General features: G+C 52.2%; 11 protein-coding genes and 1 pseudogene. 5 read left to right on the forward strand and 7 right to left on the reverse strand.

The features are described from left to right. Window positions 1–538 precede the first annotated feature (538 nt). The 3 genes from NSQ73_RS23790 to NSQ73_RS23800 form a co-directional block, all read right to left on the reverse strand. Window positions 539–2,830 carry a helix-turn-helix domain-containing protein gene (locus NSQ73_RS23790; protein WP_340988431.1) on the reverse strand — a complete coding sequence of 764 codons (2,292 nt, stop codon included), beginning with the start codon at window positions 2,828–2,830 and terminating at the stop codon, window positions 539–541. A gap of 257 nt (window positions 2,831–3,087) precedes the next feature. Next, window positions 3,088–7,050 (reverse strand): X2-like carbohydrate binding domain-containing protein, encoded by a 3,963-nt coding sequence (locus tag NSQ73_RS23795; protein WP_340988432.1) that lies wholly within the window; start codon window positions 7,048–7,050, stop codon window positions 3,088–3,090. Window positions 7,051–7,764: 714 nt separating this feature from the next. Further along, window positions 7,765–8,265, reverse strand: a complete 501-nt coding sequence (locus NSQ73_RS23800) for a MarR family winged helix-turn-helix transcriptional regulator (protein ID WP_039309982.1) — start codon at window positions 8,263–8,265, stop codon at window positions 7,765–7,767. A 207-nt stretch (window positions 8,266–8,472) separates the two neighbouring features. Between NSQ73_RS23800 and NSQ73_RS23805 the strand changes: the two genes are divergently transcribed. Beyond that, window positions 8,473–10,107: an MDR family MFS transporter gene (locus NSQ73_RS23805; RefSeq protein ID WP_340988433.1), complete on the forward strand. Its 1,635-nt coding sequence runs from the start codon at window positions 8,473–8,475 to the stop codon at window positions 10,105–10,107. A gap of 99 nt (window positions 10,108–10,206) precedes the next feature. Here the strand turns inward: NSQ73_RS23805 and NSQ73_RS23810 are convergent, their stop codons facing one another. Together NSQ73_RS23810 and NSQ73_RS23815 are read right to left on the reverse strand one after the other, a co-directional pair. Next, window positions 10,207–10,674, reverse strand: a complete 468-nt coding sequence (locus NSQ73_RS23810; protein ID WP_042134894.1) for a MarR family winged helix-turn-helix transcriptional regulator — start codon at window positions 10,672–10,674, stop codon at window positions 10,207–10,209. A gap of 82 nt (window positions 10,675–10,756) precedes the next feature. Next, window positions 10,757–11,191: a MarR family winged helix-turn-helix transcriptional regulator gene (locus NSQ73_RS23815; RefSeq protein WP_042134892.1), complete on the reverse strand. Its 435-nt coding sequence runs from the start codon at window positions 11,189–11,191 to the stop codon at window positions 10,757–10,759. 118 nt (window positions 11,192–11,309) lie between these two features. Here NSQ73_RS23815 and NSQ73_RS23820 point away from each other — a divergent pair, with 118 nt between their 5' ends. Continuing rightward, window positions 11,310–11,765 (forward strand): CBS domain-containing protein, encoded by a 456-nt coding sequence (locus NSQ73_RS23820; protein WP_039309990.1) that lies wholly within the window; start codon window positions 11,310–11,312, stop codon window positions 11,763–11,765. Window positions 11,766–11,832: 67 nt separating this feature from the next. On the opposite strand, the gene NSQ73_RS23825 is transcribed toward NSQ73_RS23820, so the two are convergent. Continuing rightward, window positions 11,833–11,982 carry a hypothetical protein gene (locus NSQ73_RS23825; RefSeq protein WP_340988434.1) on the reverse strand — a complete coding sequence of 50 codons (150 nt, stop codon included), beginning with the start codon at window positions 11,980–11,982 and terminating at the stop codon, window positions 11,833–11,835. A 197-nt stretch (window positions 11,983–12,179) separates the two neighbouring features. Here NSQ73_RS23825 and NSQ73_RS23830 point away from each other — a divergent pair. The 3 genes and pseudogenes from NSQ73_RS23830 to NSQ73_RS23840 all read left to right on the forward strand — a co-directional run. Then, a pseudogene (locus NSQ73_RS23830) lies at window positions 12,180–12,275 on the forward strand (ABC transporter ATP-binding protein); the annotation flags it as partial. A gap of 243 nt (window positions 12,276–12,518) precedes the next feature. Continuing rightward, the gene (locus tag NSQ73_RS23835; protein WP_340988435.1) at window positions 12,519–12,728 is read left to right on the forward strand and encodes a hypothetical protein; all 210 of its coding nucleotides are present in this window, start codon (window positions 12,519–12,521) and stop codon (window positions 12,726–12,728) included. An 89-nt stretch (window positions 12,729–12,817) separates the two neighbouring features. Then, window positions 12,818–14,023: an ROK family protein gene (locus NSQ73_RS23840; protein WP_340988436.1), complete on the forward strand. Its 1,206-nt coding sequence runs from the start codon at window positions 12,818–12,820 to the stop codon at window positions 14,021–14,023. A gap of 328 nt (window positions 14,024–14,351) precedes the next feature. Here NSQ73_RS23840 and NSQ73_RS23845 read toward each other — a convergent pair whose 3' ends face one another. Then, window positions 14,352–15,119: a nucleotidyltransferase domain-containing protein gene (locus NSQ73_RS23845; RefSeq protein WP_340988437.1), complete on the reverse strand. Its 768-nt coding sequence runs from the start codon at window positions 15,117–15,119 to the stop codon at window positions 14,352–14,354. Window positions 15,120–15,247: the final 128 nt, after the last annotated feature.

Here is a 15,247-nt window from a genome sequence, read left to right on the forward strand (position 1 = left end):
TGCGGAAGCAGGTGTTTAGGTTTGACTGGCTAAATTGTGTGATAGCGCTTTCTCCACGACTCGATCATAAGGTGCTGCGGCGGGTCTTGAACAGGTACATTTCCGTATTTTGCGTACAGTTCACCCGGATTCCGGGGTCCATTGCATACGCTTACATCCCGCACTCCGCTTATACCTTGTCCAAATCAGGGGCACTTCTGCCCCTCATTTCCTCGTCCCGCCCACTTTTGGCGGATTCAGGGGCACTTCTGCCCCTCATTTCCTCATCCCGCCCACTTTTGGCGGATTCAGGGGGATTTTTCCCTCTCATTCTCCCGTCTCGCCCACTTTCCGGCGCATTTAAAGGCAGCTGCTATTTCCGGCTAACTCAACTTGGTACTAATTTAAAATGAGAAAATTTGTTTTATCAACATTTATCTGAATGGTGTTCTTTTCCTAATGGTGTTCTTTTCTAACGATGTACTTTACCAGACAATAAAAAACGGCCGCATGTCCGGACCATGGACAGCTGCAGCCGCTTAAGCATGTGAAATCAATACTATTCGCCATGCGATTGTCGGTAGGTGCTCGGCGAAATGCCCGTCAGCCGCTTGAACGCCCGCCGGAAAGAATGTGAGCTGTTGTAGCCGACTCTGGCCGCGATCTCATCCACCGTGTACCGGCTCTCTCGCAGCAGGACTGCCGCCTCATCCATCCGTACCTTAATCAGGTGATCCGAATAATTGACCCCCGTCACTTCCTTGAACAGCTGCGAGATATATTTCTCGGGCCGCTCCACATGCTCGGCGACGCGGTACAGGGTGAGCTCGGTATCGGCGTACATTTCTGCGGTATACTGGTACATCTGCTTGATGATCTGGGTGTGCGCATCCTTCTTTTTGTTGGTGATGAATCCGCATAGCTCTCCGGTCAGCTCAAGGAATTCCGTCTGGATTCTCTCCAGCGCCGCCGAGGTGTCAATGTCGATAATCTGCCGTTTGACGCTCTCCCCCAGGGGGGACTCCATGAATATTTTTTGATCCAGCAGCTTGAGGAAGGTGCCCTTCATCTCCCCGATCAGCTGATGCTTCATTTCCATAGACAGCTCGCGGGGCCCCAGATTCTGCGCAAAAGTAGCGTCAATAATCCGCTCCGCCTCGGCCAGCTCGCCGGCGCGGATCGTACTGATCAGCCGCTGCTCCGTTTCCAGAGGATAATAATAGGTCGTATTCTCAATCTGCACCTCCTGATGGCGCATGACTCCTTTACGGTTCGTATATACGGCATATTCCAGCGCCTGTCTGGCCTGCTCGAAGGACTGGCTAACCTCAGTAACCGACGAGAAATACTCCCCGAAGCCGCCCTGCACCGAAATGCGGTATTCCTCAAACACCCGCTGAACCCCCTGATCCATCAGCCGTTCCATCTCATCTTCCTTGAGTGCCGGCCCCCTGTCAGCTGTGCTGGAGAAGAACAGAATAACAATTTTGTCTGAGCCCATATCCGTCATCGGGAGCGGACCCGCCAGCTCGGTAAACGTCTGCTTCAGCAGGAGCCGGGCCGCATTCAGTTCATTCAGGATTTCAACACTGTCCATACCGGAATACCCTTTGATCTGCAGAATTCCCGCATACCCGGTTCCTTCACCCAGTCCGATATCCGCCTGCTCGGCTGCCGAGACAATCTCCTCCCTGGATTCGAATTCCCCGGCGATCAGCCGTTTAAGAAAAGCATCCCGGACCACCGGCAGCTGACGGTTAAGCTCGGTCTCCAGCAGCTTGTTCTTCGTTATCATGTCGGCGATATTCCCGCTCAGGAAGTCGAATTCATTGCGCTCCGGACTGTCCTCCTTGCCGAACTGCTCCTTCATCACGGCCAGCAGACGGTTAATCGGCATACTGTTTCTGTAGGCAAGCACAAGCCCGGCCAGCAGACCGAGGAATAGGGCGCCGGCCGTAATCAGCCAGGTCATATGCTTAATCTTATTCGCGTTCTCCATCAACACACTGCGGGGAATCCCCGCCTGGTACACCCAGCCGTTCGTGCCGGAGCGGGTCGTGATCACGAGATCATCCCTGTAGAACTGGCTTACCTTATCCGCGTCAAAAAAAGGATCAGCAGCCAGCTTATCCACGTAACCATCATTTTGCCCCTGCAGCACTATGGTATTGCCGTCCGCATCGCTGATATGCACCCAGCCGCCATCACGCTCGGTCAGCCCGGACAGCAGACTGGCGATAATCTTCTCGTCAATATTAACCACCACGACAGCCGGCGAAGAATTATTGAAGCTATCCAGCGGCAGGGACTGCATATAGGTGATTACCGAGGTAGGTGTACCTTTACTCACAAAAGCGCTCAGCGGCTTAATCTCACTCCGGTGCGTACGGTCCAGAATCTCCTTTTTCCACTCCTCCAGCGGGAGATCCTTGTAGTGATAGATCTCGTAATAATGATCCGGGCGGTAGGAGGAGCCGGCAGTCAGCACCAGATCATAATTGGCCAGATAAATATAATAGTCCTGCAAAAAATCATTCGTCTGTCCGAAGGTCAGGACATTGCGCATGGCTCTCCAGATCCCGAACACATTCGTTTCACGGCCTTGTTCATTCATCAGAACATTCAATTCCTGATTAATGGCCAGCTGCCGGGTAAGCCCTTCAACCTCAGCCATGCGGCGCTCCAGAATCTCCTGGCTTTTCTCCAGCTGGGTCACGCTGTTCTCAATCGAAATGGACTGGGTTACAGAGATTGAGGTGTGGTACGACATATAGCCCCCAATGCTGGGAATAATTAAGATGACCAGATAGGAGATCAGAAATCTGCGGAACACCTTGGAGTACTTGGGCATGGTAAGATTCTCCCCTCTATTGGTAGCGCTATCATAATATTAGCTTAAAACAATTTGCCGTCCAGTCAAGCTTTTGTCCTGCGCCTCCGCGCGGCGGCAATCGGGAATTTAATAAAAAGCAGTGATGCAGGCGGGCATCACTGCTTTTTATTAGTAATTCCGATCTCGCTGCAGAAAACTGCCGCCCGGCGCGAGATTCGCGCGAGCGGCAGTGCAAGCGGATGATTAACATTAGTCAGATGTTAGAAATCCAGGAATCAGGAGCCGCTGAACTGCTCACCGCCTCCGTCTGCAGGCTTCCAGGCATGATTCACCGAAGCCTCCATGATATCGGCATAAGCCCAGTGGGTAAGCGGAACATCCCGCCACGAGGTAACTGCCATCCCGCGTAATGGTCCTCTGCCGGTAAGTCTGTTAATCACCGTAACCGCCTCTGCCCGGGTTAAAGGATTGCCGGGCTTGAAGCTACCGTCGCTGTAGCCACTCAGTATTCCGGCACCCTGCGCCTTCAGGATGGCTGCCTCTGCCCAGTGCCCGGCAATATCCGGGAATCCGCGGCCTGCCGCTGTGTCTGCCGTGTCTGCCGTGTCTGCCGGTATCAGTACGGCTGCCAGACTCGCCATCTCTGCACGGGTAATCAGCTGCGCCGGTTTGAAGCTGCCATCGCTGTAACCGGTCATCATCCCGGCTTCGGCCACAGCGGATATCGCCGCTGCTGCCCAGTAATCTGCGCTTACATCGCTGAACGATGCCGCTGATCCGCCGGCCTCCGGTGTGATGGCTGCGAACAGCAGCGATGCCATCTCGGCGCGGGTAATCTTCTGATCCGGCTTAAATAAGCCGCCCGGATATCCTTTGGCATATGCGGAATGATGTTCCTCTGCAATGCCCGGCGTAGAAGATGGAACCGGCGCAGATGTCGGCGATGGTGCTACAGTTACTGCCGGCGAAGCGGTTGCTGCCGGAGCCGGATTACCTCCGGTTTGCGCGGTGGCTCCGGGCTGTGGTGTGGCTGTAGCTTCCGGCGTTGCAGCAGGTTCCGGTGTTGCACTTGGAGCCGGTGTTGCCGTGGGCTCTTCACCCGGACCCTCGTCAGCAGCCGGCAAGGTGATTCTTAACTGATCGGCCAGCATAAGACCGCCTGACTTCTTCACAGCCTTCAGCACATGCGGGCCTGCCTCAAGTCCTGTAATCACGGCAATACTCTGCAGAATCTGCCGGTTCGCGCTATAGGCGCTGGCAGTCTGCTGCAGTTCACCGTCCACGTACAGCTCAATGTCTCCCAGTTCCGGTCCTGTTGGCCCTACAAGCGAAATCCCGCTACCCGTGAAGGCATATTCGACATAGTCGCCATCATGCTCTGTGTAATGCACATCGTTCTGATAATCACCGCTGAATTCAAAGGTCAGCGTAAGTGTTCCAGGCGGCTGAGCGGCCAGATAGGACTTCGCGAGCGTGACTGTACTGCCGGAGAGCGTATAATCCGTATCCTCTACCAACGTGTAAGACCCTTGGCGGATGCCGCCGAACAGTCCCGGCTGCCGGAGCAGCGTCACGTCTATATCAGCCTGAGCCGCAGCTGCCTTGTCGAAGACAGCTTCCACAGGATTAACGAGGTCGGGAATCTCCACCTTCAGCATATCCAGCAGCATGAACCGGCCTGACTTCTTCACTGCCCGCAATGTATGAATGCCTTCCGGAAGACCGGAAATACTGTACAGATTCTGCTGGGCCAGCCGCCCGTTCCGGTACGCGCTTACGGTTTCTTTGAATTCTCCATCGACATAGATATCCATATCCCCCTGCGAGCTGTCTACTTCGGTATATAGACTGATCCCTGTCCCGTTGAAGGCGTACTCGAAGGAATCACCGTTAAGCTCGGTGTACTGCACATCATCCTTGTAGTCTCCCATGTTTCTTCCTGTACTGCGCGACCAGGAGCCATTATAGGTGATTCCCGGATCATCATTGTTGATCTGTTCGTAGCGCACTGTAGAGGAGCCGGTTATCTGGACAGTGAACAGCTCACTGCTTCCTCCGTCGAAGCTGAGCGCCAGTTCTGTCCGGCCGGATGGCTGGTTGAACAGATACTCCTTTTTCAGAATAACTGTGCTGCCGTCAGCAGTGTAATCGGCGCCCGGCAGCAAGGCAACGCCATTATTCGTGATCGCCAGCAGCGAGTCGCTGCCGGCTGCCAGTGCAAGCTCCAGATCCGCCTGGCTGCCGGGCGCCTTGTCGAAGCTGCCTGCCTGCGGATTAATCAGCTGGCCTGCCGTAATCCGCAGCGCATCAAGCAGCATATATTGGCCGGAGTCCTTGACCACCTTCAGAGTATGCTCACCTTCCGCCAGCTCAGTAGCGCTATATACGATCTGCTGGGCTTCCTTATCCCCGGACGTATATGTGCTCACCCGGTCCGGACTTGCGGCATCGTCCAGATACACCAGTATATCGCCTTGTGCGGGGTCCTTCTCCGTCAGCAGCTCAATTCCCGTACCGCTGAAGGTATACTGGAAATAGTCACCGTTCTGCTCCGTATAGTGCACATCTGCCCTGTGGTCCCCGGCAGATCTGCCGGTCGAGGAAGACCAGGAGCCGCTGTAGGCAATCGCCGGATTGCTGTCATTGACATAGACCGAGCGGGTAACTGATGCTCCGCTGCCTGTTCCCGGATCAATCGGATCTGCTCCAGCTCCGCCCCCCTGTTGCCCGCCGTCCCCCGGATCTCCCTCACCCGGAGCCGGAGATGTATCAGTGATGCTGATATTCATATCCTGGCTGCCGGGAACCTGCTCTTTCCCGCCATTACGCTGCCAGGAGCCAGTGTAGCGCAGCCCGGTATCATCATCATTAACAATCGAGGTGCCCTCCTTGGCTGTCACCTTGAACATCCGGGAAGCATGCGGTTCAAGCGCTCCTGCACTGTAGCCGTCCCCGAAGGTTCCAAGCTCCGTGTGGCTCCAGAGATCGCGGACAGAAGCGGGGCCTTCGAGTCCGATATCGCTCCACTTCACCTCCACTGCTGCACTGCGGCTGCCGAGATTGAACAAGGCCACATTGTAGGAACCGTCGCCGTTATTCGCGTACCAGACCTGCTGCTTCGTATCCATCGACACCGGATGGGCCGGACGACCTGACTGGTTGACGGCAATGACCTCATCATTCGTCAGCAGCTGCAGGCCATAGTCGTCAAGCCGGGTCATGTCGTTGCCGATATAGAGCTGCGCCGCAGATACGGCCCAGAAGGTCATGGCTGTCTGCCGTTCATCCTTGGTCAGACCATCCATCGCACCGTTTCCGACATTGAGCGAATCAAAGTCATTCCATCCGCCGGGACCGGCATCCCGCCACCATACCGCGGCATCCGGGAATAGCCGGGCGATATTGGCCCACTGGGTTAATCCCACATTGCTGTCGTAGGCTTCAACATCCCATTGGATTCGCCAGCCGTTGGCGTATTTCTTCCAGAAGTCCACATAATTATGATCGAGCGCCCAGGAGAGCTCGAACCAGATGTCATGCCGGGCCAAAGCCTTGGACCAGGCTTCCACATCGCCGCGTGCATCAAGACTCAGATTGTTGATTCCCGATCCCGGAGTTACGCTGTCAAATTTGACGAAGTCAATCCCCCATTCGCCAAGCATATCGGCGATGGAATCAATATACTTTTGCGCGCAGGGATTGCTGAAATCGATCTTGTAGCTGTAGGCATTCCAGGCATCCACGATCTTGAGCGGCTGCACGGCAATGTCCTGCATCCGGCATTCACCGGCAGTTCCGTAGATTTCCAGATTCTGATTATAGGCATCGATGGACAAGCCGGGGATCAGGTAGATTCCGATTTTCTGCCCGTTGTTGTGGACATAGTCGATGACCTCCTGGAACCCGTTCGGGTAACGCTCAGTACTTGGAATAGGCCTGCCGTATTCATCCATACTTCCGTTCCAGCCAGCGTCAATATTAATATACTCATAGCCGTGCGACTGCAGCTTCTCATGCATGGCATCCGACTGCTTCTTGATGCTGTCCGCCGATATCCAGTTCCCTGAAGGCTCATACACCTGCATACTGAAGCTGCTCCAGCCCATATAAGGCTTCTGTGCCAGCTCCTTGTCAGCTGCCTCCGCTACATTCTGCCTGGTTCCCGCAAGTCCGGTTTGCGCTGCTGTCATGATCAGCATCAGCAGGCACAAGCCGATTTTCTTACCCAAAGACTTCAAATATCCCAGCTCCCCTCGGCAATTTATAAAGCGCTTTCTATTCCTGCCGCAACTTGCCCACTGCATGCTCATTGCATGCTCTCTGCTTACTCATGATGAGACGGCCAATAATGGTAGCGCTTTCCATACGAGTTGATCATAGGGGGTTGCCGCCCTCCTTGGATAGGTACATCTGCGGTGTTCGGCGTACAGCTTCCCCTGTTCACGGGGGACAAAACTCAGGCGGGCATCCAGTTTTCCTGCAGTTATTGCTCCTTGTGATGGTGAATGGCGCCCCAGAGATTAAATGGATTTCCTCCACTTCCCAAGGCCTCACGGGTAGCCTTACCGATTTTAGCTGGATTTTCTCCACCTAATTTCCCCTCTTCCCTCGTTTTTCTCCGATCCGTGTGGCAGCAAGTGCTATTTCTCCAACTAATCTACCGTATACAGAGGTTTCTGCGTTATTAGATGTCGTTTTTCCACTTAGCATGCTTTCTCTCTTCTTCTCTTCTTCTCTTTGCGTTGGCCAAAACAAAGATTGCCTGCTGTGGAGAGGACATTGGCCCAACAGAAAAACCGCCTGAAATCAGACGGTTAGCAAAAGTGGAATTTATAGTTTAAAGTCTTCATCGCTACAGGTTTACAGGTTTACAGGTTTACAGGTTTACAGCTTACAGGTCTACACCTTCCATGTTTACAGCTTACAGGTTTATAAGTTACCCGGATTACGGCTCATTCGGACGCATTCCCCATTACCCGCGGCCGTACCTCGTTCACGGCTTCCATCAGACGGCCGCAGGTTGAGATCAGCTGATCAATCTCCTCCCGGCCCACCTTATCGATAATCTCGGCCAGCACATCCGAATAACGGTCCATTCTGCTGCCGAATACCGCCTGGCCTTTGGCCGTCAGGCAGATATAGATGACCCTGCGGTCGGTTTCGGACATCACGCGTTCAATATAACCTTTCTCTTCCAGCGTACTGACCATTTGTGAAGCCGTCGGCCGGCTGACCTGCATCAGCTCACTTAATCTGGAGACCATCAGGCCGCGGCACGGGCCTCCCCGTTCCTGTTCATCCGCCTCCTGTTGCTTCATGGCTGCATGTATGACAAACATCGTTACAAATTCTCCATGCGGGATAGAGTCCATGCTCTGCTGACGGGGGGTTAGGCGTTTTATATTTTCCAGTGTGATAAGCAGCTGCCTTTCCTGACTGTCCTGGATACTCATGAGACACCTCCGTTCTATATCATTAGATTACCTACCTAACATGTGAAAATCAATACAAACCTCTATTTATCTTCCGATAAAAAATAAAATTATTGTGATGTTTAAAATAGTTGTGTATTATACATAAAAGGTAGTTTGGCTACCTAATTAGAATATCATAAAAGGCCAAACTATAATACGTATAGGATCAAAGGAGAGTACCCTGCCATGGAGCATCTCACGCAAAAAAAGAAAGTAACCATTATGATCGCCTTAATGGCGGCTATGTTCTTCGCGGCGATCAACCAGACGATTGTCGGCACCGCGATGCCCCGGATTATTGCCATCCTGGGCGGAATTGAGCATTACACCTGGGTCATCACCATCTATATGCTGACCTCCACCATTGCCACGGTGCTGGTCGGTAAGTTATCCGACATTTACGGCCGCAAGCCCTTCCTGCTCGCCGGGATTGTTATTTTTATCATCGGGGCCTTCCTGTCGGGCTTGTCTGACAACATCTATCAGATGATCACCTACCGCGGGATACAGGGCGTCGGCGGCGGAATTCTGATGTCGGCCACCGTCACTGCCGTAGGCGACCTGTTCGCTCCCCGGGAAAGGGCGAAGTGGACGGGAATTATGATGGCCATGTTCGGCTTCTCCAGCGTAATCGGCCCTACCCTCGGCGGATTCATGGTCGATCATATGGATTGGCGCTGGATCTTCTGGATCTTCCTGCCGCTCGGTATTGTAGCGTTCATCATGATCTGGAGAATGTTCCCCAAAGGAACACGCGCCACTTCCGAAACGATTGACTATCCGGGCTCCATCTTCCTGTCCCTCAGCATCGTCGCCCTGCTGCTCGGCTTCTCCTGGGCAGGCACCAAATATGCCTGGAGTTCACCGGAGATTCTCGGACTGTTCGCGGCAGCGATTGCCGGTGCAGTCATTCTGATTCTGATTGAGCGCAAAGCCAAGAGTCCGGTGCTGCCGCTCTCCCTGTTCAAGAATTCGATTGTCACCATCTCGATGATTATCGGCTTCCTGATGAATGCGGGCATGATGGGCGCCATGATCTATCTGCCGTTCTTCGTGCAAGGGGTCGAGGGCGTGTCCCCGACCAATTCCGGCTTCATCAACATGCCGATGTCGCTGATGATGATTGTGCTCAGCACACTGGCCGGACGCTGGATCTCCAAGTCCGGTAAATACAAGCGCTACGCCATGATTGGCATGCCGTTTATGGTCGCCGCCATGATCATGATGGCCTTCATGAACAGCATAATTATGGCTGTGGCCAGCATGATCGTGTTCGGGATCGGACTCGGGCTGGCGATGCCGGTATTCACGCTGACCGTGCAGAACGCCGTGGCTCCGCAGATGCTGGGCGTAGCTACAGCTACCACAACTCTTTTCCGTAACCTTGGCGGTACTATCGGGATTGCCGTTATGGGTACCGTAATGAATACAACCCTTACGCATAAGCTGGAATCTGCGGTGGCCTCCGGCAAAGGTCCCGACCTGTCCAAGCTTGATCCGGAAGCCGCGGGGCAGCTTACAGCCTTCATGAATCCGCAGCTGCTGCTAGACCAGCCTAAGCTGAAAGAGCTGCATACAACGCTGCCGGAGCAGATCCGGCCGCTCTTCAATCAATTGATTGAGATGCTGCGCGGGGCGCTGAGCGACTCCCTGACGGTAGTGTTCCTGAGCGGTACTGCGCTGCTCGTTATTGCAGCCGTGCTTGTTCTGTTCCTGAAGGAGATTCCGCTGCGTTCCAGCGAATCCAAGACAGAGGCTGCCGCAGAGGAAGCCGGTGCGGGGAGTAAGCTGCGGAAGGAAACTGCGCCTGCAGGGCATTAACAGATTCACAAGTTAATCCTTATAAACAGCAAAGAGATGTCCCGGAACAGCTACAGCTGCGGGACATCTCTTTTTGTATACAATGCCCAATATTACTGTTCAGAAATCATTCTGCTGGCTATTCAGCTGCTCGAAATATTCGTATACCCCGTTCAGCAGCTCGCTTAAGGTCTCACTTCGTTCTTTGCCGAGATGGTCAATCATCCCCTGGAAGGTCTCCCGGGATTTCGCCACCGCCATATCGGCAAGATGCGCACCCTTGTCCGTTAGTGTAATGTCGCTGATTCTGCGGTCCTGGCTATCCGGCGTGCGCACAGCGTACCCTTGGGCAATCAGGCTGTTCACCATCTGCGTGACCGTCGGAGAAGTCACCTTGAGGAGCTTGCTGATATCGGAAACTGTCCGCCCCTTGTTGCCTTCCTGCTCCATGCCCTTTTTGATCGAGACCAGCACACGGATTTCACTCGGCTTCAGTCCCCAGAGCGTCGTCTTGCGCCAATTCATCCGGGCAAACTGCTGAAAAGCCTCTATTAAATCATCAATATGTTCATATTTATCTTCGTTCATCGGTACACCCCATAAGCTTTATTAACTTAAGTATAGCCCAAAATAGCCCAAACCCTCCACTCAGGAAACGGCTTTGCCCTGGTTAATCCTCTTCCAGAAAGGTCGCATTGAATTTCCGCAGCAGCTCCCCGAAGGAATCTCCCTCTTCATCCGACCAGTTCGCCAGCAGCTTGCCCATAATTTCCTGCCGCATCTGCCGGTTCTCATCCAGAATTTCTCCGCCCAGCTCCGTAATCTGCAATGTATAGGCCCGTCCATCCACAGGGTCCGGTACACGGATGATATATCCCTTGTTCTCCAGTGCAGCTGCCTGCCTGCTGACGGTGGAGATATCCAGCTGGAATTCATCGGAGAGCATCTTCACTCCGGCAGTTCCGTTATTGAAAGCAATCTGATGCAGCAGCAGGTAGGCCGCCCGGTCGAGATTGCCGATTTTTTTGTAAGTGGTAAGTGAGGTCAGACGGCGGACAAGAACCGCCATTTCCAGCTCTATCGTCTCTATTGAACGTTTCTCCATGCAGTCCCATCCTCTTCTCTTTCTTCATTGACATCGTTCTTTCCACTTGTATAATACAAGTATATACTTTCATTATGCAACTTATTTGTGCATGAGATACTTTTCAGGGGGAACCTATATGAAAGCCCATGAGTTCATGATCCGCCAGGTCTACAAGGTCAAGCAGGAAGACACTGTACGGACTTTTATTGAGAAATGCATCACCCACCGGATCAGCGGCATGCCTGTAGTCAATGACCGGAACGAGATTGTCGCTTATTTGAGCGACGGAGATATTATGCGCTATATCGGCAGGCATGAGGATCTGATTGTGGATTCTTTTTTCCAGATCAATGTATTCGTCGGGGATAATGATGAGTTCGAAGAACGGACGCGCAAGCTGCTCAATCTGAACGTGATGGCCATCGCCAAGAAGAAGGTGGTCACTGTGCACTACGAAGAGGACATTGAACAGATCGCCACCATTCTCGGCAAAAAGCAGATCAAAAAAGTCCCCGTTGAGCGTAACCGTGTGCTGGTCGGCATTATCAGCCGCGGCGATGTGATCCGCCATTCCTTCAAGGCTCTGCTCTAGCCAGATGCTGTGTTCTGCTGTATTCTGCTATGCAAGCTGACTTACCGGACTGTTGCCGGCGCCGCGTCTATTGCGGCTCCCGGCCGCACAGCCCATAGAAGAAGATGTGAATAAGCTCCTCCAGAAACGCATCTTTATCCTCATGCCCTGCCAGGCTGCCCAGTATCTCTCCCGAGCTCTTAATATATAACTGTATGGTCAGCAGAACCGCCTTCACTGACCCTTTATCCGAAATTTCTCCCCGAAACTCATCAATGGCCGCTGGATAAAATCCTTGAAAAACTAGCTGATCAGCCTCTATGCTGCCAAAATAATTATAAATCGTTACCTGCTAGGCGTAGCCTGGAACTATTATAACATCTGAAATATCCATTCAATACTATTTCATTATTATCTGTCGGGGGTGGCAGCAGGCTGCAAGTGGAAGGTTTAACAAAACAATTTTCAAACGGCAAGGGAATTCGCGATGTCTCATTTACCGTGAATCAAGGTGAGGTATTCGGGTTCCTGCGCTGAACGATCTGGTGCAGGCGATGCCGGAAGGCGTAGGCAAGGCATTCGGGCTGAGCAGCGGCTACGAGTTCGGAAATGCCCGGTTCAGCCAGCTTAACCTGGCGGCTTTTCTGCTGTTCTTCGCCATCGGCGGATTCTGATTCCTGGTCTCCTGTGCCTGCAATAACGAGAAGAAGGCAATCGGGATCTCCGGGGCGGTCACGTTCGGATTCTTCACCCTCGATATTCTCGGTAAAATCAATGATAAGCTGGATGTGCTGCGCTTCTTCACCCTATTTCAGCTTCTACCGTCCAGGCGAGATTGTCCAGGGAACAGCAGCCTGGGCAGAGGTCTCCCTCTGGCTGCTGCTGACCGGACTAGCCTGCTCACGATCGGCATCCAGCTGTTCAGACGGCGGGATTTACCGCTATAACCGGATGGAACCCTGTAAGTCTATTCTCTCCTTGTGACAGTTGCGGCCCCCTGCTTTTTGTGTCATTGTAAAAGCAGGTTTAGTCTATTCATCAGGTTTAGTATATTCATAAGGAGAGAACCGTCTTTGCTGCTTATTCATGAACTTATCGCCAATCCCAAAGCCAGGGAAATCTATTTCACTGTAAGAAAACACGGCACCGTCTCCAAACAAAGTCTGCTGGACGAAAGCGGACTGACCATAAGCACGTTAACACGCATTCTGGATGAACTGCTGTCCATGGAGCTGCTGGTTGAAGTCGGCTTCGGCGAATCTACCGGTGGCCGCCGTCCCACTCTCTATGAGACCAATCCGGCCTATGCCTATCTGCTGGGACTGGAGATCTCCCGTACCCATGCCAAGCTGGTGCTGATGGACTTTCATTTGCAGTTGCTGGGCGAATATACCTGGAATATGGATACCGCCCTTACCCCGGAGCATCTGATGGAATCCTTACATAGTCAGGCACTGCAGATGCTAGCTGCAGCTTCCATTGATCTTAGCCGGGTCGCGGGACTTGGCATCGGCGCAGTCGGTCCGCTGGACCGCCGTGCCGGAGTTATCCTCAATCCGGCCCGTTTCGCGGCTCCGGGCTGGTCTCAGGTACATATTAAGGAGCAGCTGGAACAGCGGCTGGCTGTGCCGGTATATCTGGACAATGGAGCCAATACGGCTCTGCTGGGCGAATACTGGGCCAGCAGTAACCGGATGCAGCATCATCTGCTCTACCTCCATGCCGGAATCGGCCTGCGCTCCGCCATCATGAATGATGGACGGCTGCTCTATGGCATGATTGATACCGAGGGGGCTGTCGGACAGATGATCATCGAAGGCTCCGGGCTGCCGCCGCATATTCCCGGCGGCAACGCCGGTGCGTGGGAGAGCTATGTGTCCATCCACACCCTGGAGAGACAGGCGCGTGAAGTCTGGCGGCTGGGCAGCAGCGGGCTGCTCCGCAGCCTGGCCGAGAGTGCAGAGCAGCTGGAATTCGCCCATCTAATAGAAGCGCTCCATGCCCGTGATCCCGAGGTTGTCCGGTTGTTCCACGAGATGGCTGTCTACTGCGGCATCGGGCTGGCCAATCTGATCAATATCCTCCATCCCGAGGAAGTCATCCTCGGCGGCCCGTTATTCCTAGCGGCCGATGATTTCTATCAGGAGGCGACCCGGATCGCCCTTGAGCGGACCTATTACCGCGAGCAGTATAACGTCCGCTTCACCCGCAGCAGACTCGGTGAGCGCTCGGTCGCAGCAGGCGCATGCGCTATGGTGCTGCACCAGTTGACGAACTAGGGAACAGTGCCGGTATCACTCTAATGCCCCAGTAATCACTCTTACGCATCGATAGTCAACGTACCGGTTGTTCGGTGAAAATAAAGTCTTAGACTGATCCATTAATAAAAGCAGCGGCAGTCTAAGACTTGATAAATAAAGTCTTAGACTGCCGCTGTTGTCGTTCGACTAACGTTTCCGGTTAGCTTAATCGTCTTATGTTTTAATTAGAGTCGCTGCTTATAGCTGTGAGGCTTGCCGAACACCTAACGCAGTGACGTCCCGACGGGCTTAGGGGGCTGGATGTGGTCACTCGCTTCTCAGAGTGACCCGGAGCGTCAATATGGTTTTAGCCGAAGGAAGTTCTGGAAGCAGCCATTGCATTTAAGGCGTTCTCAAAATAGCTATATACTTCATCTGCAATTCCCAGAAACTCTTCAACAAGTACATTACTATCCAAGTAACAAGCATACAGATAATCAACTAAAGCGGAGTCAATCTCACAATAGTTTAATATGGCATTCTTCATCTTAATAATGTCATCTTGCCATACACCTGTATCTTCTAAAACCAAAGAGTATAATGCACGAATTAATCTCTTAGAGTAACCTTTAATATATCTAGCTTTCATTGTGTTATCACTAGCATTAGAAAGTGAACTATGTATACGAGCTACTTCCTCCTTGGTCTCTGTATTTAAGTCTAAAATGAACTCTGGAGAAATAATTATCGGTGGCACTTTTTCACCAACGTCATGACCATATATGCAAACACAAATTATCTTTACCCAAAAACCCCACTCATTTGGTTTACTTAATACATCGTCAATCGGGCAAATTATCGTATCAATCTTAGTTACTACTGGATATTCTTCCAAAAGCCTGTCTTTAATATTTGACAATCTTTCGTAATCAATATCTTTGGGATTTACACATACAATAGTAAAGTCTGCATCTGACTTAAAAGGTTTAGCAGTTCCTTTTGGAATCGAGCCACACATATAAATGCTATGAATCTTACCTTTAAATTCGGTAAGTATATTACCTATATACTTATCAACAAAATCTTTATATTCACTTTGTATTACAATTCTATTTATAACTTTTTCTAATATCATATAGACTCCTCCTAAACTAATAACTTCTTTCGGCTAACGTCTTTTTGCGAACTTCGTAAATCCGTCATGACTTAAGTTATTCGCGAAATCATTCAACTACCCTGCCCGTTAGAGCTTAAAGAAGTATT

It is taken from the genome of Paenibacillus sp. FSL R10-2736 (assembly GCF_038000245.1).
GTDB classification, from domain to species: Bacteria; Bacillota; Bacilli; order Paenibacillales; family Paenibacillaceae; genus Paenibacillus_AQ; species Paenibacillus_AQ phytohabitans.

What these genes read in the sequence shown, in the direction of transcription:
- NSQ73_RS23835 (WP_340988435.1), top strand. Translation starts at nt 12,519, where the DNA reads ATGATAAGCTGGATGTGCTGCGCTTCTTCACCCTATTTCAGCTTCTAC.
- NSQ73_RS23805 (WP_340988433.1), top strand. Translation starts at nt 8,473, where the DNA reads ATGGAGCATCTCACGCAAAAAAAGAAAGTAACCATTATGATCGCCTTA.
- NSQ73_RS23790 (WP_340988431.1), bottom strand. Translation starts at nt 2,830, where the DNA reads ATGCCCAAGTACTCCAAGGTGTTCCGCAGATTTCTGATCTCCTATCTG.
- NSQ73_RS23820 (WP_039309990.1), top strand. Translation starts at nt 11,310, where the DNA reads ATGAAAGCCCATGAGTTCATGATCCGCCAGGTCTACAAGGTCAAGCAG.
- NSQ73_RS23815 (WP_042134892.1), bottom strand. Translation starts at nt 11,191, where the DNA reads ATGGAGAAACGTTCAATAGAGACGATAGAGCTGGAAATGGCGGTTCTT.
- NSQ73_RS23845 (WP_340988437.1), bottom strand. Translation starts at nt 15,119, where the DNA reads ATGATATTAGAAAAAGTTATAAATAGAATTGTAATACAAAGTGAATAT.
- NSQ73_RS23800 (WP_039309982.1), bottom strand. Translation starts at nt 8,265, where the DNA reads ATGAGTATCCAGGACAGTCAGGAAAGGCAGCTGCTTATCACACTGGAA.
- NSQ73_RS23810 (WP_042134894.1), bottom strand. Translation starts at nt 10,674, where the DNA reads ATGAACGAAGATAAATATGAACATATTGATGATTTAATAGAGGCTTTT.